The 22,546-nt window shown below is 63.6% G+C and carries 21 protein-coding genes; 7 read left to right on the plus strand and 14 right to left on the minus strand.

Annotation, left to right across the window (positions count from 1 at the left end; genetic code table 11):
* The first annotated feature begins 55 nt into the window (after positions 1 to 55).
* Positions 56 to 1,447: an RNB domain-containing ribonuclease gene (locus FJ419_RS16400; protein WP_140695119.1), complete on the plus strand. Its 1,392-nt coding sequence runs from the start codon at positions 56 to 58 to the stop codon at positions 1,445 to 1,447.
* 3 nt (positions 1,448 to 1,450) lie between these two features.
* Here the strand turns inward: FJ419_RS16400 and murI are convergent, their stop codons facing one another.
* The 3 genes from murI to FJ419_RS16415 all read right to left on the minus strand — a co-directional run bounded on the left by murI (position 1,451) and on the right by FJ419_RS16415 (position 4,013).
* On the minus strand, positions 1,451 to 2,251 hold the full coding sequence (gene murI, locus FJ419_RS16405; protein WP_140695122.1) for a glutamate racemase: 801 nt from the start codon (positions 2,249 to 2,251) through the stop codon (positions 1,451 to 1,453).
* Positions 2,252 to 2,477: 226 nt separating this feature from the next.
* Positions 2,478 to 3,083, minus strand: a complete 606-nt coding sequence (locus tag FJ419_RS16410; RefSeq protein WP_140695125.1) for a hypothetical protein — start codon at positions 3,081 to 3,083, stop codon at positions 2,478 to 2,480.
* Positions 3,084 to 3,164: 81 nt separating this feature from the next.
* Positions 3,165 to 4,013 (minus strand): RNA methyltransferase, encoded by an 849-nt coding sequence (locus FJ419_RS16415; RefSeq protein WP_140695130.1) that lies wholly within the window; start codon positions 4,011 to 4,013, stop codon positions 3,165 to 3,167.
* A gap of 208 nt (positions 4,014 to 4,221) precedes the next feature.
* Between FJ419_RS16415 and FJ419_RS16420 the strand changes: the two genes are divergently transcribed.
* Positions 4,222 to 5,433, plus strand: a complete 1,212-nt coding sequence (locus FJ419_RS16420; protein ID WP_140542637.1) for an NADP-dependent isocitrate dehydrogenase — start codon at positions 4,222 to 4,224, stop codon at positions 5,431 to 5,433.
* Positions 5,434 to 5,512: 79 nt separating this feature from the next.
* A complete protein-coding gene (locus FJ419_RS16425) occupies positions 5,513 to 6,139 on the plus strand; it encodes a glutathione S-transferase family protein (protein WP_140695133.1) in 627 nt (208 codons plus the stop codon).
* A gap of 59 nt (positions 6,140 to 6,198) precedes the next feature.
* Here FJ419_RS16425 and alaS read toward each other — a convergent pair whose 3' ends face one another.
* Complete coding sequence (gene alaS / locus FJ419_RS16430) at positions 6,199 to 8,868, minus strand: alanine--tRNA ligase (RefSeq protein WP_140695137.1); 2,670 nt, start codon at positions 8,866 to 8,868, stop codon at positions 6,199 to 6,201.
* 438 nt (positions 8,869 to 9,306) lie between these two features.
* Positions 9,307 to 10,404, minus strand: coding sequence for a recombinase RecA (gene recA / locus FJ419_RS16435; RefSeq protein ID WP_095765184.1), 1,098 nt, complete (start codon positions 10,402 to 10,404; stop codon positions 9,307 to 9,309).
* 365 nt (positions 10,405 to 10,769) lie between these two features.
* Between recA and FJ419_RS16440 the strand changes: the two genes are divergently transcribed.
* The gene (locus FJ419_RS16440; protein WP_140695140.1) at positions 10,770 to 11,708 is read left to right on the plus strand and encodes a carbohydrate kinase family protein; all 939 of its coding nucleotides are present in this window, start codon (positions 10,770 to 10,772) and stop codon (positions 11,706 to 11,708) included.
* 42 nt (positions 11,709 to 11,750) lie between these two features.
* Positions 11,751 to 12,668 carry a pseudouridine-5'-phosphate glycosidase gene (locus tag FJ419_RS16445; protein WP_140695143.1) on the plus strand — a complete coding sequence of 306 codons (918 nt, stop codon included), beginning with the start codon at positions 11,751 to 11,753 and terminating at the stop codon, positions 12,666 to 12,668.
* Positions 12,669 to 12,899: 231 nt separating this feature from the next.
* On the opposite strand, the gene FJ419_RS16450 is transcribed toward FJ419_RS16445, so the two are convergent.
* Positions 12,900 to 13,223 carry a TfoX/Sxy family protein gene (locus tag FJ419_RS16450; protein ID WP_140695146.1) on the minus strand — a complete coding sequence of 108 codons (324 nt, stop codon included), beginning with the start codon at positions 13,221 to 13,223 and terminating at the stop codon, positions 12,900 to 12,902.
* Positions 13,224 to 13,312: 89 nt separating this feature from the next.
* Here FJ419_RS16450 and FJ419_RS16455 point away from each other — a divergent pair, with 89 nt between their 5' ends.
* Positions 13,313 to 13,810, plus strand: coding sequence for a GFA family protein (locus tag FJ419_RS16455; protein ID WP_140695149.1), 498 nt, complete (start codon positions 13,313 to 13,315; stop codon positions 13,808 to 13,810).
* 78 nt (positions 13,811 to 13,888) lie between these two features.
* Positions 13,889 to 14,347, plus strand: coding sequence for a RidA family protein (locus tag FJ419_RS16460; protein ID WP_140695152.1), 459 nt, complete (start codon positions 13,889 to 13,891; stop codon positions 14,345 to 14,347).
* Between the two features lie 22 nt (positions 14,348 to 14,369).
* On the opposite strand, the gene sufA is transcribed toward FJ419_RS16460, so the two are convergent.
* The 8 genes from sufA to FJ419_RS16500 form a co-directional block, all read right to left on the minus strand.
* Positions 14,370 to 14,750 (minus strand): Fe-S cluster assembly scaffold SufA, encoded by a 381-nt coding sequence (gene sufA, locus FJ419_RS16465; RefSeq protein ID WP_140695155.1) that lies wholly within the window; start codon positions 14,748 to 14,750, stop codon positions 14,370 to 14,372.
* A gap of 93 nt (positions 14,751 to 14,843) precedes the next feature.
* Positions 14,844 to 15,236: an SUF system Fe-S cluster assembly protein gene (locus FJ419_RS16470; RefSeq protein ID WP_095765178.1), complete on the minus strand. Its 393-nt coding sequence runs from the start codon at positions 15,234 to 15,236 to the stop codon at positions 14,844 to 14,846.
* Positions 15,237 to 15,241: 5 nt separating this feature from the next.
* A complete protein-coding gene (locus tag FJ419_RS16475; protein ID WP_246679219.1) occupies positions 15,242 to 16,522 on the minus strand; it encodes a cysteine desulfurase in 1,281 nt (426 codons plus the stop codon).
* A 60-nt stretch (positions 16,523 to 16,582) separates the two neighbouring features.
* Complete coding sequence (gene sufD, locus FJ419_RS16480) at positions 16,583 to 17,863, minus strand: Fe-S cluster assembly protein SufD (protein WP_140695160.1); 1,281 nt, start codon at positions 17,861 to 17,863, stop codon at positions 16,583 to 16,585.
* 25 nt (positions 17,864 to 17,888) lie between these two features.
* On the minus strand, positions 17,889 to 18,644 hold the full coding sequence (gene sufC, locus FJ419_RS16485) for a Fe-S cluster assembly ATPase SufC (RefSeq protein ID WP_140695163.1): 756 nt from the start codon (positions 18,642 to 18,644) through the stop codon (positions 17,889 to 17,891).
* A 242-nt stretch (positions 18,645 to 18,886) separates the two neighbouring features.
* On the minus strand, positions 18,887 to 19,228 hold the full coding sequence (locus tag FJ419_RS16490) for a GIY-YIG nuclease family protein (RefSeq protein ID WP_140695166.1): 342 nt from the start codon (positions 19,226 to 19,228) through the stop codon (positions 18,887 to 18,889).
* A gap of 199 nt (positions 19,229 to 19,427) precedes the next feature.
* A complete protein-coding gene (sufB, locus tag FJ419_RS16495) occupies positions 19,428 to 20,945 on the minus strand; it encodes a Fe-S cluster assembly protein SufB (protein ID WP_140542626.1) in 1,518 nt (505 codons plus the stop codon).
* A gap of 237 nt (positions 20,946 to 21,182) precedes the next feature.
* Positions 21,183 to 22,343 carry a cysteine desulfurase family protein gene (locus FJ419_RS16500; protein WP_140695169.1) on the minus strand — a complete coding sequence of 387 codons (1,161 nt, stop codon included), beginning with the start codon at positions 22,341 to 22,343 and terminating at the stop codon, positions 21,183 to 21,185.
* Between the last annotated feature and the right edge of the window lie 203 nt (positions 22,344 to 22,546).

Raw genomic sequence — 22,546 nt, forward strand, 5'->3', positions numbered from 1 at the left:
GGCTGTATCGCCGGCAAGCCTTCCCGCGCCCGGAATGCCAGTGTAGGACGGTTGCATGAAATCGCTAAACGATCCCTCACAGGCGCTCTCCACCGGCCTTGCGAAAATCCGCGCAGAATTCCATGTGCCGGATGGATTTCCGACTGCGGTAGTGGCCGCGGCGGAGGCGGCGGCAAAGCGTGTGCCCGGGCAGCATGCCGACCGGACGGCAATACCCTTCGTCACACTCGATCCGGCGAGTTCCACCGATCTCGACCAGGCCTTCTCGATCGAGGTCAGCGGCGGCGGTCTTCTCCTGCACTATGCCATTGCCGACGTGGCCTGGTTCGTCGAGGACGGCGATACGATTGATATCGAAGCCTGGAACCGAGGCGAGACGCTTTATCTGCCGGACGGCAAGGCCGGGCTCTACCCGCCGCTGCTTGCCGAGGCTGCGGCGAGCCTGTTGCCCGATGGACCGCGTCCGACGGTCGTCTTCACGGTTCGGATCGCCGAGGACGGCGGGGTGAAGCTGGACAGCGCGGAGCGGGCAATCATTCAAAGCCGCGCCAAGCTCGCCTATGACAGCGTCAAGGCCGCCGACGTTCCGGCCGGCTTCGCGGAACTGGCGCGGCGCATGGCGACGAACGAAGAGCGCCGCGGCGCTTCGCGCGTCGATCCGCCCGAGCAGGAGGTGGAGAGGCTCGTCGACGGCACGTTCCGGCTTTCGTTCAGGCCGCTGCTGCAATCCGAGCAGGACAATGCAGCGCTTTCGCTGGCCGCCAATATGGCGATTGCCGACGCCATGCTGGCGCACAAGACCGGGTTGTTCCGGGTGATGTCGGGGCCGGACGCCTCCAAGGTGCAAAGGCTGCGCAACGCGGCACAGGCGCTCGGCCTGTCCTGGCCAGCCTCCACCAGCTTGCGCGACTATCAACGCACACTCGATCCGGCCGACCCGAAACAGGCGGCGCTAATGCTGGAAATCCGCCGCGCGGGCAATGGCGCGTCCTACCAACCCTATCAGGAGGGCATCGTCCCCTGGCATGAGGCGATGGCCGCGACCTACGCGCATGCCACTGCGCCGCTCAGGCGGCTGGCCGACCGCTACGTCGTGCGCTGCGCGCTGGCGATCGCCAACGGCCAGCCCGTGCCGCAGGCCGTCACCGACGCCTTCGCCAGATTGCCGAAGGTGATGGGGCGTGCGGATGCCCGCGCCTCACAGATCAATCATTCTGCCATCGACCTTGCCGAGGCCGTAATGCTCAAGGGACATGAGGGCGAGACGTTCAAGGCCGTCGTCACCGACTTCGTCGATCATGGCGTGCGCGTGCAGCTTGCCGATATGCCTGTCGTTGCCAGCGTAAGGGCCTCAGGGCTCCGGCAGGGAGACAGCCTAACGCTAAAGCTGGTCTCGGCCGATCCGGATCAACGCAGCATCGTCTTCGAGACCGGTCAGCCGCTTTGAGCACTAAGGTGCGGTCAGTCCAAAGCCCTGGATCAGCCGTCTGGTGGCGAAATCCACCTTGCCCGAGGTGAAAACGGCAAGATCGGGTTCGCTCTCGCCGGATGTCTCCCCAACGGGTTCAAGCAGCGACATGGCGCGCCGCGCAATCGCCTCGGCGGGATCTATCCAGTCGACCGGCCAGGGCGCGGTCTTGCGCATGCGGTTGGCGAGAAACGGATAATGCGTGCAGGCAAGCACGACGATGTCGGTGCGGTTGCCGTCGCGCTCGATGAAGCAGGGCGCAATTTCGGCGCGCACGGTTTCTTCGTCGACGAAACCCTGGCGCATATAGATCTCGGCGAGCCCCGCCAGGCGGTCGCTGCCGACCAGGCGCACATGGCATTTCTGCGCCCACTTGCTGATCAGGTCGCGCGTGTATTGGCGCTTGACCGTGCCGGGCGTCGCCAGCACCGACACCAGGCCGGAGCGGGTGCGTTCGGCGGCCGGCTTGATCGCCGGAACGGTGCCGACAAAGGGATGACCGGGGAATTTGTCGCGCAGCGCGTCAATCACCAGCGTCGAGGCTGTATTGCAGGCAATGACCGAAATCGCCGGCTGGAGCCGGTCGAGCAATTTGCCGAACAGTGCAAGGATGTGTTCCTTGAGCGCCGGCTCTTCCCAGGCGCCATAGGGAAAAGCCGCGTCGTCGGCGACATAGACGAAGCGGCGGTCGGGCATCAGCACGCGCGCCTCGCGCAGCACCGTCAGCCCGCCGACGCCGGAATCGAACATCAGGATCGGGCGCTGGCTTGATCGATCGCTCATTGTCATCCGGTTACCAGAGCAATTCCAGGAAAAGTGTGAAACGGTTTTCCGTCCGGAATTGCGTCAAAACAAAGAGAAACGGCAGGCCCGGAATTGGACCGACGCGCTTCTATCGCGAATGATCGTGGTCTTGAAGAGGCGAATGCGAGCAGCTTTCGCGCAGTCGCTAGAGCAGGATGCCGAAACGTGTGAAGCGGTTTTCGGACGACATCATGCTCTGTCTCACTCATATCCCGCGCTTGCCAAAGCCGGCGGGGCGCGGCCTGCCGAAGGGCTGCGGCGCGGGCGGAATGCGAGCGGCTGAAGCGGCAACCGCGGCGCGTGGAGCGGCCGGCACAGAGGTGCGTGCAGCGCGCGTCGATGCCGGCAGCGGGCCATCGAAGTCGAAGACATCGGTCAATTCATCGATGTTGCTGCCCGCGACGGGCTTCGCCCACCAGATCGTGCACCAGAGGCCGAATACCGAAAGCCCAAGCAGGTTCAGCCCGCCGGGAATGCTCTCGGGATCGTCGAATTTGACGACCAGCAGCACGCCTGCTTGCAGAAGGGCGTAGACGGCGGAAAGGGCAATGTAGGCCCACAGGATCCAGCGGCGTCCGTTGGCGTCGCGGGAGCGGCACGAGGCGATGTTGCCGCGAAGCGCGACAAAGATGAGGGAGGCGACGAGGACCGCGCCTGCCATGCCCTGGCGCGCCGGGCCGGGTCCTGAATTGATCAGCCCTTCGAAGCCGATCGTGCTGACAATGCAGATGACGATCACCACGGTTTCGGCTACGGCGAGACCGAGAGAGTAAAGGAAAAAGCGCAGTCGACCAATATTGGACGTAAACATGTGCCACCCCCACTATTGCAGCAAGGATGAGGCGCAACCGAATAAAATTCGGTTACTTCAAATGCTCGCAGCTTACCGATCTTAACTTTCTTCGTCTTTGGCGCGACTGTGCGCGCCGGCCGGCAACCGTCTCGGATCGTCCCCGGGCGAGCCATCGCCCCGCGGCATGGCCGGCGAAAACCTGTCGAGCGACGAGATGATGCCGCGCAGCACCTTGAGTTCGGGCTCGGCGAAGCCCGCGCGCGTCAGCACCGCGCGCAGATTGTCGACCATCTTCGGCTTCTTTTCTTCGGGGCGAAAATAGCCGCGCGCTTCCAGCGCGTTTTCCAGATAGGCGAACAGGCTGTGCAGCTGCTCCTTGGGCGCCGGCTCCAGCTCCGGCCCGGAGAAGTTGGTCTGGGTCTCGTCGGCGAGGCCGGACTTCATCCATTCATAGGACATAAGCAGCACCGCCTGGGCGATGTTGAGTGAGGAAAAGCTGGGATCGACCGGAAAGGTGACGATCTCGTCGGCGAGCCCGACCTCGTCATTGTAAAGGCCGAAGCGCTCGCGGCCGAACAGGATGCCGGTGCGCTGGCCCGCCTCGACACGTGCCCTGAGCGCCCTGCCCGCTTCCACCGGACCGCGCACCGGCTTGAAGCCGTCGCGCTCGCGCGCTGTCGTGGCGAAGACGAAGTTCAGGTCGGCGACCGCCGAGGGCAGATCGTCGAAGACCCTGGTAGCGTCGATGACGTGGTCGGCGCGGCTGGCGGCCGCGCGCGCCTTCTCGCTCGGCCAGCCGTCGCGCGGGTTGACCAGCCTGAGCTCGGACAAGCCGAAATTCGCCATGGCCCGCGCGACCATGCCGATATTCTCGCCGAGCTGCGGCTCGACCAGGATGATCGCCGGTCCGGCGGAAGCGGTCTTGGTCGTGTCTTCGATGGCTGGCATGGGTTATGGGTAACCGGGGTTTGCGGCGTTTCGGCGTCCCCTGCCACATCCGGACCGGAAAATGAAGCATTCACAACAGCGGCACCCGTCTGCCCCGGCGCGGATCGCGGTTTGCGCGCTGAAAAAGCCTTTGATATACGCTCCGCATCCCCGGCCGAAGCCATGCGGGCAAGGCCGTTCAGATCCCCAGCAACGAGGCATTCTTTCCATGGCGAAGATCAAGGTGGCGAACCCGGTCGTCGAACTCGACGGCGACGAGATGACCCGCATCATCTGGCAGTTCATCAAGGACAAGCTGATCCACCCCTATCTCGACCTGAAGCTGGAATATTACGACCTCGGCATCGAGCACCGCGACGCAACCAACGATCAGGTGACGATCGATTCTGCCAATGCCATCAAGAAATGGGGCGCCGGCGTGAAATGCGCGACGATCACCCCCGACGAGGCGCGCGTCGAGGAATTCAAGCTGAAGAAGATGTGGAAGTCGCCCAACGGCACCATCCGCAACATCCTCGGCGGCACCATCTTCCGCGAGCCGATCATCATGAAGAACGTGCCGCGCCTGGTGCCGGGCTGGACCAAGCCGATCGTCGTGGGACGTCATGCCTTCGGCGACCAGTACCGCGCCACCGACTTCCGCTTCCCCGGCAAAGGCAAGCTGACGATCAAGTTCGTCGGCGAAGACGGCCAGGTGATCGAGCACGACGTCTATGACGCGCCGGGCGCCGGCGTGGCCATGGCCATGTACAATCTCGACGAGTCGATCCGCGAGTTTGCCCGCGCCTCGCTGAACTACGGCCTGTTGCGCAACTTCCCGGTCTATCTGTCGACCAAGAACACCATCCTCAAGGCCTATGACGGCCGCTTCAAGGACATCTTCCAGGAAGTCTACGAGAAGGAGTTCGAGGCCGAGTTCAAGGCAAGGAAACTCTGGTACGAGCACCGCCTGATCGACGACATGGTCGCTTCCAGCCTGAAATGGTCGGGCGGTTATGTCTGGGCCTGCAAGAACTATGACGGCGACGTGCAGTCCGACACCGTGGCGCAAGGCTTCGGTTCGCTCGGCCTGATGACCTCGGTGCTGATGACGCCGGACGGCAAGACGGTGGAGGCGGAAGCCGCACACGGCACCGTGACGCGCCACTACCGCCAGCATCAGAAGGGCGAGGAAACCTCGACCAATTCGATCGCCTCGATCTTCGCCTGGACGCGCGGCCTCGCCCACCGCGCCAAGCTCGACGACAATGCCGAGCTCAAGCGCTTCGCCGAGACGCTGGAAAAGGTCTGCATCCAGACCGTCGAGAGCGGTTTCATGACCAAGGACCTGTCGCTGCTGATCGGTCCCGACCAGCCCTGGCTCTCGACCACCGGCTTCCTCGACAAGATCGACGAGAATTTGCAGAAGGCCATGGGGTAAACCCACATTCGGCATACCGAAGGCTCCGGAAGGAGCCTTCTTTTTTGGTACTCCGACGAGCGGAGGGGAGAGCTGATCGATGGCCAAGCCAACTCTCTACGGCGCGGACTACAGCGTTTATGTGCGCATCGCGCGGATGGCGCTAGGGGAGAAAGGCGTCGACTACGAGCTGGTGCCGCTCGACATCTTCGCTGCCGCGGGCATTCCGGCCTGGTATCTGGAGCATCATCCGTTCGGCCGCATACCGGCCTTCGAGCACGACGGTTTTCGTCTGTTCGAGACCGGTGCGATCACGCGCTATGTCGACGAAGCCTTCGACGGCCCGGCCTTGCAGCCGGCCGACGCGCGCGGCCGCGCCAGGACGGTCCAGATCAGCGGCATGCTCGACGCCTATGGTTATCGCGCCATGGTCTGGGACGTGGCGGTCGAGCGGCTGGAGAAGGTGCCGCCTGATGAGGCGCTGATTGCCGCCGGCCTTGGTCAGGCTGAGAACGTGCTCAAGGTTCTGACCTCGCTGAAGGCTAAGGGCCCGTGGCTGCTCGGGGAGCAACTGACACTGGCCGACCTGCACGCGGCGCCGATCATCGCCTATTTCCTCAAGGTCGAGGAAGGGCGCGATCTGCTGGCGCGCTTTGCGGATATCCGGGATTGGTACGCGCGAATAGCTGGACGGCCGAGCTTTGCGCGGACTGAAAAGGCTGGCTGATAAGAATCAGGACGGTCGAGGGACAGCGCCAAGCGTGCGGTAAATTCAAACCCGCTCGCTTAAGCTGCCTCCAGCGCCGCTCTCACCGCCGCGATCGCGTCATTGGCCTTCGACGCGTCGGGGCCGCCGGCCTGCGCCATGTCGGGCCGGCCGCCGCCGCCCTGGCCGCCAAGCGCGGCGGACGCGACGCGGACGAGATCGACGGCGCTGAAGCGGCCGGTCAGATCGTCGGTGACGCCGACGACTACGCTTGCCTTGTTGTCCTCGCCGGCGCCGACAAAGACGACCACGCCGGAGCCGAGCGTCTTCTTGCCGGCATCCGCCAGCGGCTTCAGGTCCTTCGGCGCGACACCGCTGACCGCCTTGCCGAGGAAGCCGACGCCTGCGACGGTCTCGTTGGCGGGCGGAGCATCGGATACGGCCGGGCCGGCGCCAAGCGCCAGTTTCTTGCGCGCTTCCGTAAGCTCCTTTTCGAGCTTCTTGCGTTCCTCAAGCAATGTTTCGACGCGAGCCGGCACATCGGCCGGCGCGATTTTCAGGGTCGCAGCCGCGGCCTTCAGCCGCCTGTCCTGTTCGTCCAGATGCTTGCGCGCCGCCTCGCCGGTCAGCGCCTCGATGCGGCGCACGCCGGCCGCCACCGCGCTGTCCGACAGGATGCGCACCAGGCCGATATCGCCGGTCGATTTCACATGCGTGCCGCCGCAAAGCTCGACGGAATAAGGACGATTGGCCTTGGCGCCATGCAGGCCGGTGCCCATCGACACGACACGCACCTCGTCGCCGTATTTCTCGCCGAACAGCGCCATGGCGCCCTCGGCGATCGCGTCGTCGACCGACATCAGCCGCGTTGTCACCGGGCTGTTCTGCACGACGATCTCGTTGGCCATGCGCTCGACCTCTTCGAGTTCCTCGGCCGAGATCGGCTTGTTGTGCGAGATGTCGAAGCGCAGCCTTTCGGGCGCAACCAGCGAGCCCTTCTGCGCGACATGGGTGCCCAGCACCTCGCGCAGCGCCTCGTGGACGAGATGCGTCGCGGAGTGATTGGCGCGCAGCCTCGAGCGGCGGGCATGATCGACCTTCAGCTCGACGGCATCACCCGTCTTGACCGTGCCTTTGGCCACCTTGCCAAGATGCACGAACAAGCCATCGGCCTTCTTCTGCGTGTCCGATATCTCGATTGAAAAACCCTCGCCGGAAATCACGCCGGTGTCGCCCATCTGGCCGCCGGATTCGCCGTAGAACGGCGTCTGGTTGACGACCACGGCGACCGCATCACCCTGGCTCGCGCTGTCGATGGTCTTGCCGTCCTTGACCAGGGCCTGGACGATGCCTTCCGCAGCTTCAGTCTCATAACCGAGGAATTCGGTCGCGCCGGTCTTTTCGCGCACGGAGAACCACACCGTCTCGGTCGCGGCCTCGCCCGAGCCAGCCCAATGCGCGCGCGCCTCGGCCTTTTGCCGCTCCATCGCGTCGGTGAAGCCGGCGATATCGACCGAGATGCTGCGCTGGCGCAGCGCATCCTGCGTCAGATCGAGCGGGAAGCCATAGGTGTCGTAGAGCTTGAAGGCCGTCTCGCCGTCCAGCATGTCGCCGGCTTTGAGCGTCTCGGTCGCGTCCGAAAGCAGGCCGAGGCCGCGCACCAGTGTCTTGCGGAAGCGTGTTTCCTCAAGCTTCAGCGTTTCGGTGATCAGCGCCTCGCCGCGCACGAGCTCGGGATAGGCCTGGCCCATCTCGCGCACCAGCGACGGCACCAGCTGCCACATCAGCGGCTCCTTGGCGCCCAGCAGCTGCGCGTGGCGCATGGCACGGCGCATGATGCGGCGCAGCACATAGCCGCGCCCCTCATTCGACGGCAGCACGCCGTCGGCCACCAGGAACGAGGTTGAGCGCAGATGATCCGCGATGACGCGGTACGACCCGACGTTCTCCTGGCTTGGCCCCTGGCCGAGCGCGGAGGACGCGGCGTCGATCAGATGCTTGAACAGGTCGGTCTCGAAGACGCTTTCGACTCCCTGCAGGATAGAGGCCATGCGCTCCAGGCCCATGCCGGTGTCGATCGAGGGACGCGGCAGGTCGACGCGCTCATCCTTGGTCACCTGCTCGTATTGCATGAACACCAGGTTCCAGAATTCCAGGAACCGGTCGCCATCCTCTTCCGGGCTGCCGGGCGGTCCGCCCCAGATATGCTCGCCGCGATCGATGAAGATTTCCGAGCACGGGCCGCAGGGGCCGGTGTCGCCCATCGCCCAGAAATTGTCCGAGGTAGGAATCCGGATGATGCGATCGTCCGAGAAGCCGGCGATCTTCTTCCAGTAAGCCGCCGCCTCGTCGTCGGTGTGGTAGACGGTGACGAGCAGCTTGTCCTTCTTGAGGCCGAAACCCTTGGTGATCAGGTTCCACGCAAGCTCGATCGCGCGCTCCTTGAAATAGTCGCCGAACGAGAAATTGCCGAGCATCTCGAAGAAAGTGAGATGGCGCGCGGTGTAGCCGACATTGTCGAGGTCGTTGTGCTTGCCGCCGGCGCGCACGCTCTTTTGCGCGGTAGAGGCCCGCGTATAGGGACGCTTCTCCAGGCCCGTGAAGACGTTCTTGAACTGCACCATGCCGGCGTTGGTGAACATCAGCGTCGGATCGTTGCGCGGCACCAGCGGGCTGGAGGCGACGATCTCGTGGCCCTCCTTGCGGAAGTAGTCGAGGAATGTCGACCGGATGTCGTTCACGCCACTCATTGCATACTGCCTTTTTCGCAAGAACCGCCGGCCCGGCCGGCGGCAAATGGGCTTTGGTGTTTCAGAAGATAGATTGGCCTTTTAGCGATAGCTCTTGTGCCTGTCCAGAAACACGCAAAACAGGCGTGTCGGTCAAAACTGCGCAAGCGGTTTTGGGAAAACGACATGCATAAACAAAGATCAAGGCGCACCGCGTGAGTTCATTGCAGCGCGACGCGCTTTGGGCCAATTGGCCGACGAGCGGCGGTTCAGCGCTGCCCGCGAAACGCAAAACCGCCGGCACGAAGGCCGGCGGTTCGGGTTACGCAATACAAGAACTCGATTACATAAGCATAAGACGATAAACCAGGATTGTGGCCGAACTCCGGCTAAGCCAACCAACTATCCTCGGCCGCCCTCGGGTCGCGCAGAGCGCAAAATCCCAGGCGTAAACGCACTTTACAGGGCGCCGGCTTCGTCCTCGAAACCGTCGTCGCCGCCTTCCGAGCCGCCATTCTCGAGGAATTTCTCGGCGATCAGCCCGGCATTCTGGCGCAATGCAAGCTCGACCTCACGCGCCGTGTCGGGATTGTCGCGCAGGAACAGCTTTGCGTTCTCGCGACCCTGGCCGAGGCGCTGGGAATTGTAGGAGAACCAGGCGCCCGACTTCTCGATGACGCCGGCCTTGACGCCGAGATCGATCAGCTCGCCGGTCTTCGACACGCCCTCGCCATACATGATGTCGAACTCGACCACCTTGAAGGGCGGGGCCAGCTTGTTCTTCACCACCTTGACGCGGGTCTGGTTGCCGACGACCTCGTCGCGGTCCTTGACCGAGCCGATGCGGCGGATGTCGAGGCGCACCGAGGCGTAGAATTTCAGCGCGTTGCCGCCGGTGGTCGTCTCGGGCGAGCCGAACATGACGCCGATCTTCATGCGGATCTGGTTGATGAAGATGACCATGGTGTTGGAACGCGAGATCGAGGCGGTCAGCTTGCGCAGCGCCTGGCTCATCAGGCGAGCCTGAAGACCGGGCAGCGAATCGCCCATCTCGCCTTCGATTTCAGCGCGCGGCGTCAGTGCCGCCACCGAGTCGACAACCAGCACGTCGATGGCGCCCGAACGCACCAGCGTGTCGCAGATCTCCAGCGCCTGCTCGCCGGTGTCGGGCTGCGAGATCAAAAGGTTCTCGAGGTCGACGCCAAGCTTGCGGGCATAGACCGGATCGAGCGCGTGCTCGGCATCGACGAAGGCGCAGATGCCGCCCTTCTTCTGGGCTTCCGCCACCGTGTGCAGCGCCAGCGTCGTCTTGCCCGAGCTTTCCGGCCCGTAAATCTCGATGATGCGGCCGCGCGGCAGGCCGCCGACGCCGAGCGCGATATCGAGGCCGAGCGAGCCGGTCGGCACGGTTTCGATCTCGACCACCTGCTCGTTGGCGCCGAGCCGCATGATCGAGCCCTTGCCGAACGCGCGCTCGATTTGCGACAGCGCCGCGTCCAGAGCCTTTGATTTGTCCACTGCCTTGTCCTCTACAAGCCGCAAAGAATTCTGAGCCATGATACATCACCCCTTGGTCGTCAATGAAGGCCGGACAATCCGTGATCCCTGCTTGTTTTGTACCTTTTTTGTTCTCATTTGGCAAGGGGCAACAAATATCTGAAAAATAATCAATATCTGGATTTGTTCTATTTTTGTCTCACCAGGGCTGGTACGGGGTGCAACCACCGGTCCAGAAGAGATTTCGATATCCGGCCGTCCGAATCGCGACCCCGATTGCAGGGCGACCTGAGGAAACCTAGACCAATTGCAGGAAAAGTGCGTAGCGGTTTTCCGTCCAGGATAAAGACTTAGGGCAGTTCAGCGATTCCGTGAAACGCTCTAGTGTGCGCAGCCGCACGACCAACGAAAGCCACCGACCCGAAATGCCGACATCCCCAACAATCCTGGCGCTTGGCGGCGCCCATATCGACCGGCGCGGCCAGGTCTCGGGCGTCTATGTGCCCGCGGCTTCGAATCCCGGCATCATGCGCGAGGACGTCGGCGGCGTGGTTTTCAACGCGCTGCGCAGCGTGGTGAAGCGCGGCGTGTCGGCCTCGCTGATCTCGGTGCGTGGCGGTGACGCTGCGGCGGACACGGTCGCCTCGGCCATCGACAGCGCGGGGATAAAAGACCTTTCGGTGGTGTTCCTCGACCGCACGACGCCCAGCTATACGGCATTGATCGATGCCGAAGGCGAGTTGATCGTCGGGCTGGCTGACATGGCGCTCTACGACCTTGCCTTCCCCAAGCAAATCAGGCGCGCCAAGGTGCGCGAGGCGATCGCCGCCGCCGACGCCATCCTGTGCGATGCCAACCTGCCGACGGCCGCGCTGGAGCGCCTGCTGGCGCTTGCCGGCGGCCGGCCGGTCTTCGCCATCGCCGTCTCGCCGGCCAAGGTCGTCCGCCTGGCGGCACTGCTCGACGATCTGTCGCTGCTCTTCATGAACCGTCGCGAAGCTGCCGCGCTGATCGGCGCCGAGCCGTCCGGCAAGCCCCTTGTCGACGCGCTCAGGCGCGCAGGCCTGAATGCCGGCGTGGTCACGTCCGGCAGCGCTCCGGTGCTGGGCTTCGACGACACCGGCATCTTCGAGATCGACCCGCCCGCGCCGCGCAAGGTGGCCGACGTGACCGGCGCCGGCGACGCCTTGACCGGCGCAATCGTCGCCGCCTTGCTGCGCGGCCTGCCATTGCGCGCCGCGCTGCGCGAAGGCCTTGCCGCGGCGATGCTCGCCATAGAGAGCCCGCAGGCCGTGCCGTCCTTCACGATCGCCACCTTCACGCAGGCGCTTGCCCTTGTGCCGGAGCCGCGGGAAGTGGCATAGGGCCACCACTGCCGAAGCAATCCCTTCGGATCGGAGACAGCCATGACGCCTGACACCGCCCGCCCCTTTGTCGACATCCATCCGCCCGTGGCGGAGGCGCTCGCCGCCGGCCGGCCCGTGGTGGCGCTGGAAAGCACCATTATCACCCACGGCATGCCCTACCCCGACAATGGCGCCATGGCTGCCAAGGTCGAGCAGATCATCATCGATGGCGGCGCGGTGCCGGCGACGATCGCCGTGGTCGACGGCCGGATCAAGATCGGCCTCTCCGACGGCGAGCGCGAATCGCTTGCCATGACGGGCGATGCCATGAAGCTGTCGCGCGCCGATCTCGGTTTCGCGGTCGCTCAAACGCGCACCGGCGGCACCACGGTTGCGGCGACCATGATCGCCGCGCATATGGCCGGCATAAAAGTGTTCGCCACCGGCGGCATCGGCGGCGTCCACAAGGGCGCTGAGAAAAGCTTCGATGTCTCTGCCGACCTCGACGAGCTGGCGCGCACGCCGGTCATCGTCGTCTCGGCCGGCGCCAAGGCGATCCTAGACATCGAAAAGACGCTGGAAGTGCTGGAAACGCGCGGCGTGCCGGTTATCGGCCATGGCTGCGAGACGATGCCCGCCTTCTGGTCGAGGCAGTCGCCCTTCCGCGCGCCGCTAACCCTTCATGCGCCGGAAGACATCGCGCATTTTTACCGCACGCGTCAGGCGCTGGGCTTGGGCGGCGGCATCCTCGTCGCCAACCCGGTGCCGCAAAATGACGAAATCCCGGCCGCCGAGATGGACGGCTATATCCAGGCCGCGCAAAAAGCGGCCGAGGCGCAAAACGTCACCGGCAAGGCGGTGACGCCGTTCCTTTTGTCGAAGATCCTGGAGCTGACCGGCGGCCGCAGCCTCAAGACCAACATCGCGCTGGTCGAGAACAATGCGCGGCTGGCGGCGGAGATCGCAAAGGCGCTGTAGAACATTCAGGTTGCGGCAGCCCGGCCAACCGCAATGGCCGAGTTCCTTCACACCCCCCTCTGCCCTGCCGGACATCTCCCCTGCAAGGGGGGAGATTGGATGTCGCTCGGCTTTCGCCAATCGCCGACGTTGAAAAACGAGAGCCAGCGGATGAGCTGCTGATCTCCCCCCTTGCGGGGGAGATGGCCGGCAGGCCAGAGGGGGGTGCTGTCCCGCCAGCATTTCTAATTCTCACTTCCCCGCCCTTCGTCCCGCCTCATAGGCGCGCCGCGCCCACACTGCCATCTCGTCCGGATCGTCGAAGGCCTCGTCGGGCACGCTCCAATAGGGCATCGCCACCTCCTTACCGTGGCGCGAGCCGGTATAGGTCCACTGGCGGCAGCCGGCGGCTTCGAAGTCTGGGATGCTCTCCTCGTCCGCCTTGAGCATCAGCTCGCCACGCACGACGACCGCGACGATGACGCCGTCGCAATAGATGCCTTTGCCGCCGAACAGTTTTCGGATGGCGATAGGTCCCAGGCTTTCGAACAGTTCTTCAAGACGCGCATTGTCCATGCCGCGATCATCTCATCCGTCACCGGCCTTGTCATCGCCGCAACCAAAAGCATGCTGACAGGTTGACATCTGGAAACGGAGTTCCCGTCATGCCCGTCCTGCTCAAGGGCTCCTGCCGCTGCGGCGCCGTCCGCTTCGAGGTGGAGAGCCACACGCCCGTGCCGTTCATGCTCTGCTACTGCTCGATCTGCCGCAAGCAGCAAGGCGGCGGCGGGTTCGCCATCAATCTCGGCGCCGACTACGAGACGCTTGATATCAAGGGCAAGCGCAACCTCGGCGTCTATCGCGCCGAAATCGAGGATGACGAGCACCCGCATTGCGAGGTCTCTACCGGCGAGCGCAATTTCTGCCGGAAATGCGGCGCAGCACTCTGGCTCTACGACCCGACCTGGCCGGACCTCGTTCACCCCTTCGCTTCGGCGATCGACACCGACCTGCCGAAACCGCCGGAAAAGGTGCATCTGATGCTGAAATACAAGGCGAACTGGGTCGAGCCGGTCGTCGGCAAGAACGACAAGGTATTCGACGTCTATCCAGAGGAATCGATCGCCGACTGGCACAAGCGAACCGGCATGTGGGTTGATTAGGGCAATTCCCGCAAAGCTGCGCAGCGGTTTTCCGCCCGGAATTGTATCAAGACAAGCATCTGGCGACAGGAGGCAGAAATGAACCTCACGACGCACAAGAAATTCAAAGGCGATCGTTTGATGCCTTGGGGCAAGGGAACGGTCGTCTCGGACGCCAAGGGATATGTTTTTCTGTCCGGCAACACCGCCACGGTCGACGACTACGATCCTTCGAAACACCAGGGCGGCGCTGTCGGCGACGCGGCAACGCAGTGGCGCGAAATCCTGGCCAACGTCAAGTCGGATCTGGAGGAACTCGGCAGCTCGCTCGACTACCTGGTCAAGGTGACGTTCTACGTCAAAGGGCCTTTTCCGTCCGGCGGCGTTCTCAGCTCGCCCAACTTTCGTCTGGACGTGCTGGACGAATTCTTTGCCGAACATTGCCCGAAGCACTGCAGCTATAACAACCCGCCGCCATCGGAGGTGATCGGTGTCGCCGCCCTGGCGCAGCCTGACCTCGTCGTCGAGCTTGTCGTCGTCGCCGCGCTGCCGGACTGAGTGGAAGCACTGGCGGACCTGGTCAGGCCGAGGCGCGTGCCTCGGCAAGCGCCTTGAGGTCGGCCGGCTTCAGCTCGACGGACTCGCCGCAGCCGCAGGCCGAGCTCTGGTTCGGATTCTTGAAGGTGAAGCCGGTGCGCAGCGTCGTCTGCTCGAAATCCATCTCGGTTCCGAACAGGAAAAGTGCCGCCTCCGGCGCGACATAGACATGCGCGCCGTCGCGCTCGATATGGTCGTCCTTGGGGTTCGGCTCGGTCACAAGGTCGACCGTATACTCCATGCCGGCGCAGCCGCCCTTCTTGATGCCGAGCCGGATGCCATGCGCACCTTCCCGCGTGGCGACGATCTCGCGCACCCGGTCGGCGGCCTTGTCGGTCATCGTGATGACGGCGAAGCGTCCCATTCTTTCCTACTCCATTCCATGCAGGTTCAAGGCCTGCCGAATGATTCTCACCTAAAATGGTGAAGTTTTATGACTGGCGCAAGGTTATAGGCCTCAATACCACCCCACCGCGACCTGCGCCTCTTCCGACATGCGGTCGGGCGTCCATGGCGGATCGAACACCATGGCGACCTCGACACCGGACACGCCTTCCACGGCGCCGACGGCGTTCTCGACCCAGCCCGGCATCTCGCCGGCCACCGGGCAGCCCGGCGCGGTCAGCGTCATGTCGATCTTGACCGACCTGTCGTCCTCGATATCGATCTTGTAGACGAGGCCGAGCTCATAGATGTCGGCCGGGATTTCCGGATCGTAGACGGTCTTCAGCGCCGAAACGATATCGTCGGTCAGCCGCGCCAGCTCGTCGGCGGGGATCGCCGAGGCCGAAACGATGCCGTTCGCGGCCGTTTCCGGCGCTTTTTCCGCGGTGGTGCTCACGTCGTCCATCATCGTCACCCGAAGAACTTTCGCGCCTTTTCCAGCGCCTCGGCCAAAGCGTCCACTTCGGCCCTGGTATTATACATGCCGAACGATGCCCTGCATGTGGAGGTCACGCCGAAGCGTTTCAACAGCGGCTGGGCGCAATGCGTTCCGGCCCGGACCGCGATACCTTGCCGATCGATCACCATCGACACGTCATGCGCGTGGATACCCTGCAATTCGAACGAGATGATGGCGCCCTTGCCGGGCGCATCGCCGAAGATGCGCAGCGAGTTGATGGCGCGCAGCCGCTCATGCGCGTAAGTCTTGAGGTCCGCCTCATGCGCGGCGATGCGCTCGCGGCCGACCTTCTCCATATAATCGAGCGCTGCGCCCAGGCCGATCGCCTGCACGATCGGCGGCGTGCCGGCCTCGAAACGGTGCGGCGGCTCGTTGTAGGTGACGATGTCCTCCGTCACCTCCTCGATCATCTCGCCGCCGCCCATGAAGGGCCGCATCTCTTCCAGCCTGTCCTTCTTGCCGTAGAGCACGCCGATGCCCGACGGGCCGTAGACCTTGTGGCCGGTGAAGGCGAAGAAATCGCAGTCGAGATCCTGCACGTCGATCGGCATGTGCACGGCGCTCTGGCTGCCGTCGACGAGGACAGGAATTCCGCGCGCATGCGCGATGCGCACGATCTCCTTGACCGGCGTCACCGTGCCCAGCGCATTGGACATATGGGTGATGGCGACCAACTTGGTGCGGTCGGTCAGGCGCCTTTCGAATTCCTCGACGTGGAAGGCGCCGAGATCGTCGACCGGCACCCAGACGAGCTTCGCGCCCTGCCGCTCGCGGATGAAATGCCACGGCACGATGTTGGAATGGTGCTCCATGATCGACAGCACGATCTCGTCGCCCTCGCCGATCCGCGGCATGCCCCAGCCATAGGCGACGGTGTTGATCGCCGAGGTGGTGTTGGAGGTGAAGACGATGTTGTCGGTGCTCGGCGCGTTGAGAAACCGCTGCACCGACTTGCGCGCATTCTCGTAGGCGTCGGTCGCCGCATTCGACAGGAAATGCAGGCCGCGATGCACGTTGGCATATTCTTGGGAATAGGCGTGCTGGATGGTGTCGAGCACAATCTTCGGCTTCTGCGCCGAGGCGCCGTTGTCGAGATAGACCAGCGGCTTGCCATAGACCTGGCGCGAGAGGATCGGGAAGTCGCGGCGGATCGCCTCGACGTCGTACAGGCGGCCGTCATCCTCGGGCTTGTCCCGAGGATCTATCGCCTTCTCATCGACGGAATCGACCATCACTTTACTCCGAAACGCCGCAGATCCTCGGGACAAGCCCGAGGATGACGTCAGTACCAATTACCCGTGCGTCGAAAACCAGCCGTCGAGCCGCGCTTCCAACGCTTCGACCAGCGCCTCGTCGTCCAGTTCCTCGATCACTTCGGCCACGAATGCCTTCACCAGAAGACCCCGCGCCGACTTCTCGTCGATGCCACGCGCCATCAGGTAGAACAGATGGTCGTGGTCGATCTCGGTGACGGTGGCGCCATGGCCACAGACGACGTCGTCGGCGAAGATCTCCAGCTCCGGCTTGGTCGAGAACTCGCCGTCATCCGACAGAAGCAGCGTGTTGCAGGCCATCTTGGCGTTGGTCTTCTGCGCGTATTGATGCACGTTGATGCGGCCCTGGAAGACGCCGCGCGCCTTGCCAGTCACTACGTTGCGGATCACTTCGGTCGACGTCGTGTGCGGCACGGCGTGGTCGAGCACCATAGTCACATCGGTGTGGGTGTCGCCGGCGAGAAGATTAATGCCGCGCAATTTGAAGTCGGCGCCCTCGCCCGTCGTCCTGACGACGACCTCCTGGCGAACAAGCCTGCCGCCAGCGTTCATCACGAACAGCGTCAGCTTGGCATCCTTGCCGATATGCGCCTTGAACTGTGCGAGATGCGTGGCCGTGTCCGGCTGCTCCTGCACGATCAGCCAGGTCACCTCGGCGTCGTCGCCGACCACGAGCTGGCTGACCGAAGAGACGAGCGCCTCGCCGTCTTCGCTTGCCTCACCCGTCTGACGCTCGACGATGACTGCCCTGGCGCCGGCCCCGACACGCGCGAAGAGCCGCACATGCGACTGGCCACCGGCCTGCAGGTTCTGCAATTCGACCGGCCTTTCCAGCTCGGCGCCATCGGCGATGTCGACGAAATAGCCGTCGGCGACGAAAGCGGTGTTCAGCGCGCCGATCGCGTCGTCACTGCCATAGGGATCGAGCCCGGGCGCGACGCTGCCGTCGGTCAGCTTCTCCGACAGGCGCTGCACTGTCACGCCGTCGATCTCCGGCAGCTTCGTCTGCGAGACGCCGTTCAGCACCGGCAGCACGGCCGAGCCTTCAAGGATCGGCGCAAGTGCCTTGACGACGGCGCCGGCCTCGAAAGCCGGCACCGAAGTGAGCAGCCGGCGCAGGTCCGTATAATGCCAGGATTCGACGCGGCGCGTCGGCAGGCCGTGCTTGATCGCCTCGATCGCGTCGTCGCGCTTGACCATCACCGCGCCGTCGCCGGGCAGCAGCGACAGCCGCTCGCCGAAGGTGTCGATCAGCGCCGTCTCGGCCAAGGTCCGCTGGGGCTGTGCATGCATGTTCATGACTTTCGCCTCGACCGCTCCCATCTCACGCGGCTTGCCCGATCACGCCGGCATAGCCGTTGGCCTCGAGATCGAGCGCCAGCGACTTGTCGCCCGACTTGATGACCTGGCCCTTGTAGAGCACATGAACCGTATCAGGCACGATGTGCTCGAGCAGGCGCTGGTAGTGGGTGATGACGACGATGGCGCGGTCGGGCGAGCGCAGCGCGTTGACGCCGTCCGAGACGATCTTCAGCGCGTCGATGTCGAGGCCGGAATCGGTCTCGTCGAGCACGCAGAGTTTGGGCTCGAGCAGCTTCATCTGCAGGATCTCGGCGCGCTTCTTCTCGCCGCCCGAGAAGCCGACATTGAGCGGCCGCTTCAGCATGTTCATATCCATATTAAGCGAGGCGGCGGCTTCCTTCACGCGCTTCAGGAATTCCGGCACCTTCAGCGGCTCCTCGCCGCGCGCCTTGCGCTGCTCGTTCATCGCGACCTTCAGGAATTCCATGGTCGCGACGCCCGGTATCTCCATCGGGTACTGGAAGGCGAGGAAGATGCCGGCGGTGGCGCGCTCGGCCGGATCCATTTCGAGGATCGACTGGCCGTTGTAGAGGATGTCGCCCTCGGTGACCTCATAGTCCTCGCGGCCGGCAAGGATATAGGACAGCGTCGACTTGCCCGAACCGTTCGGACCCATGATGGCGGCGACCTCGCCGGCTTTCACCGTCAGGTTCAGGCCGCGGATGATCTCGGTGCCGTCATCGACGATGCGGGCGTGCAAGTTCTTGATCTCAAGCATTTCTGTTCGTCCTATTCGTAGCCGTTTGCGCGGCCAAATTCTTAACCAACTGCGTCAGGTCATCCTCGGGCACCAAGCGCGCCGTCCCTGGGACGTTAGGCGCGTCATCCGCAGGCGCTAGACGCGTCATCCTTGGGTTTGTCCCGAGGATCTACCGTTCCTCGGTCCTGACCACTCTACACTCTCGTTGGTCGGCAGATCCTCGGGACAAGCCCGAGAATGACGACCGCATTGCCGAAAGCTCAATTGTAATTACTCCACATTCTCGTATTCGGATGAGGCCGATAGACATTCTCGATCTCGTCAACGCTCTCATACAAATCCAGCCAGGTCGGGTTTAAGCCCTCAATCAGATTCACCTTCCATTCGCGGCGATATCGCTTCAAGGATTTCTCACGTTGGATCGCCAGAACGATATTCGGATGCTGTTCGAACCAAACCAGATTCTTCGCCTTGTACTTCGAAGTGAAACCCCGATGAATATCATTGCGGTGCTCCCACGCTCGCCCATGCAAATCGCTGGTTACGCCAATGTAGATCACGCCTCGCGGCTTATCGGACATCATGTACACGAAGCCGGTCATTTTCCCCCAGCCGAACGACGCAAGGCGCCGTCATCCTCGGGCGCTACGCCGTCATCCTCGGGCTTGTCCCGAGGATCTGCCGCCCAGGGACGATGTGGCGCAATCAGTCTTGAGACGTCAGTAGATCCTCGGGACAAGCCCGAGGATGACGGCGCAGAACTTGGCGCGACCGACGGAGCAAAATGGCTTAAATTGGGTGTCATCCCACCGAACCTTCAAGCGAGATTCCGATCAGCTTCTGCGCCTCGACCGCGAACTCCATCGGCAGCTGCTGGATGACGTCCTTGACGAAGCCGTTGACGATGAGCGCGATCGCCTCTTCCTCGGGGATGCCGCGCTGCATGACGTAGAACTTCTGATCCTCGGAGATCTTCGAGGTGGTCGCCTCGTGCTCGAACTGCGCCGTCGAATTCTTGGCTTCCATGTAAGGCACGGTGTGCGCGCCGCACTGGTCGCCGATCAGCAGCGAGTCGCAATTGGTGAAGTTGCGCGCGTTGGTCGCCTTGCGATGCGCCGAGACCTGGCCGCGATAGGTGTTCTGCGAGAAGCCGGCGGCGATGCCCTTGGAGATGATGCGGCTCGACGTGTTCTTGCCGAGATGGATCATCTTGGTGCCGCTGTCGACCTGCTGGTAGCCGTTCGACACCGCGATCGAATAGAATTCGCCGCTGGAATCGTCGCCGCGCAGGATGCAGCTCGGATATTTCCAGGTGATCGCCGAACCGGTCTCGACCTGCGTCCACGAGATTTTCGAGCGGTCGCCGCGGCAATCGCCGCGCTTGGTGACGAAATTGTAGATGCCGCCCTTGCCCTCGGCGTCGCCGGGATACCAGTTCTGCACCGTCGAATATTTGATCTCGGCATCGTCGAGCGCGATCAGCTCGACCACCGCCGCGTGCAGCTGGTTCTCGTCGCGCTGCGGTGCCGTGCAGCCTTCGAGATAGGAGACGTAAGCCCCCTCCTCGGCGATGATCAGCGTGCGCTCGAACTGGCCGGTGTTCTTCTCGTTGATGCGGAAATAGGTCGACAGCTCCATCGGGCAGCGCACGCCCTTCGGCACGAAGACGAACGAGCCGTCGGTGAACACCGCCGAATTCAGCGTCGCGTAGAAATTATCGGAGGTCGGCACGACCGAGCCGAGATATTTCTTCACCAGCTCCGGATGCTCGCGGATCGCTTCCGAGATCGAGCAGAAGATGACGCCCGCCTGCGCCAGCTCCTTCTTGAAGGTGGTGACCACGGAAACGGAATCAAACACGGCATCGACCGCGACGCGGCCCGATTTGTAGACGTTGTCGCTGGCTTCCTCGAGCTCCGAGGCATCGGTCTTCTGCACGCCGGCCAGTATTTCCTGCTCCTTGAGCGGAATGCCGAGTTTTTCATAGACCTTGAGCAGTTCAGGGTCGACTTCGCTCAGCGACTTCGGCCCCGGCGTGCTCTTCGGCGCGGCGTAGTAGTGGATGTCCTGGAAATCGATCTTCGGATAGTGGACGCGCGCCCAGGTCGGCTCTTCCAGCGTCAGCCAACGGCGATACGCCCCCAGACGCCATTCCAGCATCCAGTCCGGCTCATCCTTCTTGGCCGAGATGAAGCGAATGATGTCTTCGCTAAGGCCCTTGGGGGCCTTGTCCATCTCGATCTCTGTCTGGAATCCATATTTATACTGGTCGACGTCGATCTTTCGAACCCGATCGATCGTCTCCTGCACAGCAGGCATCAGCGTTCTCCATCCACGCCGGGGTCAAGGCCCGGCAGTTTTCAAACTATGGCACCGCCGAAATCGCGTCCCAGGGAGGGACTCGCGGCGGAGTAAGCTCCATATAGTGCGTATCCGCCGGAAATTCACCCGGCCAGAACAAAACGCACGGCTCTACCAGGCCCTAAAGCCTGAATTCTTGTTCGAGCAGCAGAAATCCGGGAACCGCAAGGCGTTTCTCGCTCCGATGCTCCGCCGTCAGGCGGCTTCTTCCTTGCCCGCGCGGCGGGCGACGATGCCGGCCAGTGCCGCCCGGAACGCCACGATATCGTCGGCGCCCGTCGCACGGCCGATCGAGACCCGCAGCGCGCCCAGGCTGTCGCCATGCCCCATCGCCTTGAGCACATGGCTTGGCCCGACTTTCCCCGACGAGCAGGCCGAACCCGCAGACAGCGCGACGCCGGCAAGATCGAAGGCGATCTGCGCCGTTTCGGCCTTGACGCCGGGAATAGCGAAGAATGTCGTGTTGGCAAGCCTGGCGGCGTCATTTCCGAAGATTTCCGCGTCCGGCGCAAGGTCCCGCACGATCGCCTCGACCTCGTCGCGCCGGCGCGCGATGGCGTCCATGTCGGCGAGACCTGCCAGCGCGACACGCGCCGCGGCGCCGAAACCGGCGATCCCGGCGACGTTTTCCGTGCCGGCGCGGTGGCTCTTCTCCTGACCGCCGCCATTGATCAGCGGGCGCGGCATCATCAGGTCGGATGCCGCCACGATCGCGCCGACGCCCTTCGGGCCGCCGATCTTGTGCGAGGACAGGATCAGATAATCGGCATAAGGAATTGACATATCGAGCGGAATCCGCCCGGCAGCCTGCACGGCGTCGACGACCAGCACCCCGCCGGCGGCCTTGACGATCTCGCCGATGCGCCCGATCGGCTGGATAACGCCGGTCTCGTTGTTGGCGGCGTGGATCGCCACCAGCGGCAGGCCGGCGACCTTGTCATGCGCGCCGAGCGCGGCGGCCAGCGCCTCGACATCGGCAATGCCGTTCCGATCGACGCCGATCTTCGTCACCTGCGCCACCGCGAAGCGTCCACCATTCAGGGTGCAGGGATGGTCGGCTTCCGAGACGTAGAGATGGCTCATGCGGATAGCACCGCGCCCCATCTGCCAGTCGGGCGTAAGCAGCGTCGAGGCGGCTTCGGTGGCGCCGGACGTGAAGACGATATGTTCAGGCCTGGCGTTGACCAGCCGCGCCACGTCGCGGCGCGCGTCCTCGACCAGCCGGCGCGAGGTGCGCCCTTCCGCGTGGACCGATGACGGGTTGGCGGCATCGAGCGCGCCGACCATCGCTGCCCGCGCTTCCGCAATGAGCGGCGCGCTGGCGTTGTAGTCGAGATAGGCGCGGGTTGCGGCCATTTTCGCTCAGTTCGTCCTTCCGCCGACTATCCCGCCAGGATAGCGCGTTATTTCCTTGAAATTGCAAGGCAAGCCGTCCTATTTACCCGGCTTGCGGCGCGGGCGGCCGGACCATAGGGTTTCGGCCTCCCAGTTTTGAACAATTCTAAACTAGCTTCTAGGAACCCGCTCGCCCGGCGTCAAGGCCACAGAAGATGTGGACC

Source organism: Mesorhizobium sp. B2-6-2 (assembly GCF_006440615.1).
Taxonomy (GTDB): domain Bacteria; phylum Pseudomonadota; class Alphaproteobacteria; order Rhizobiales; family Rhizobiaceae; genus Mesorhizobium.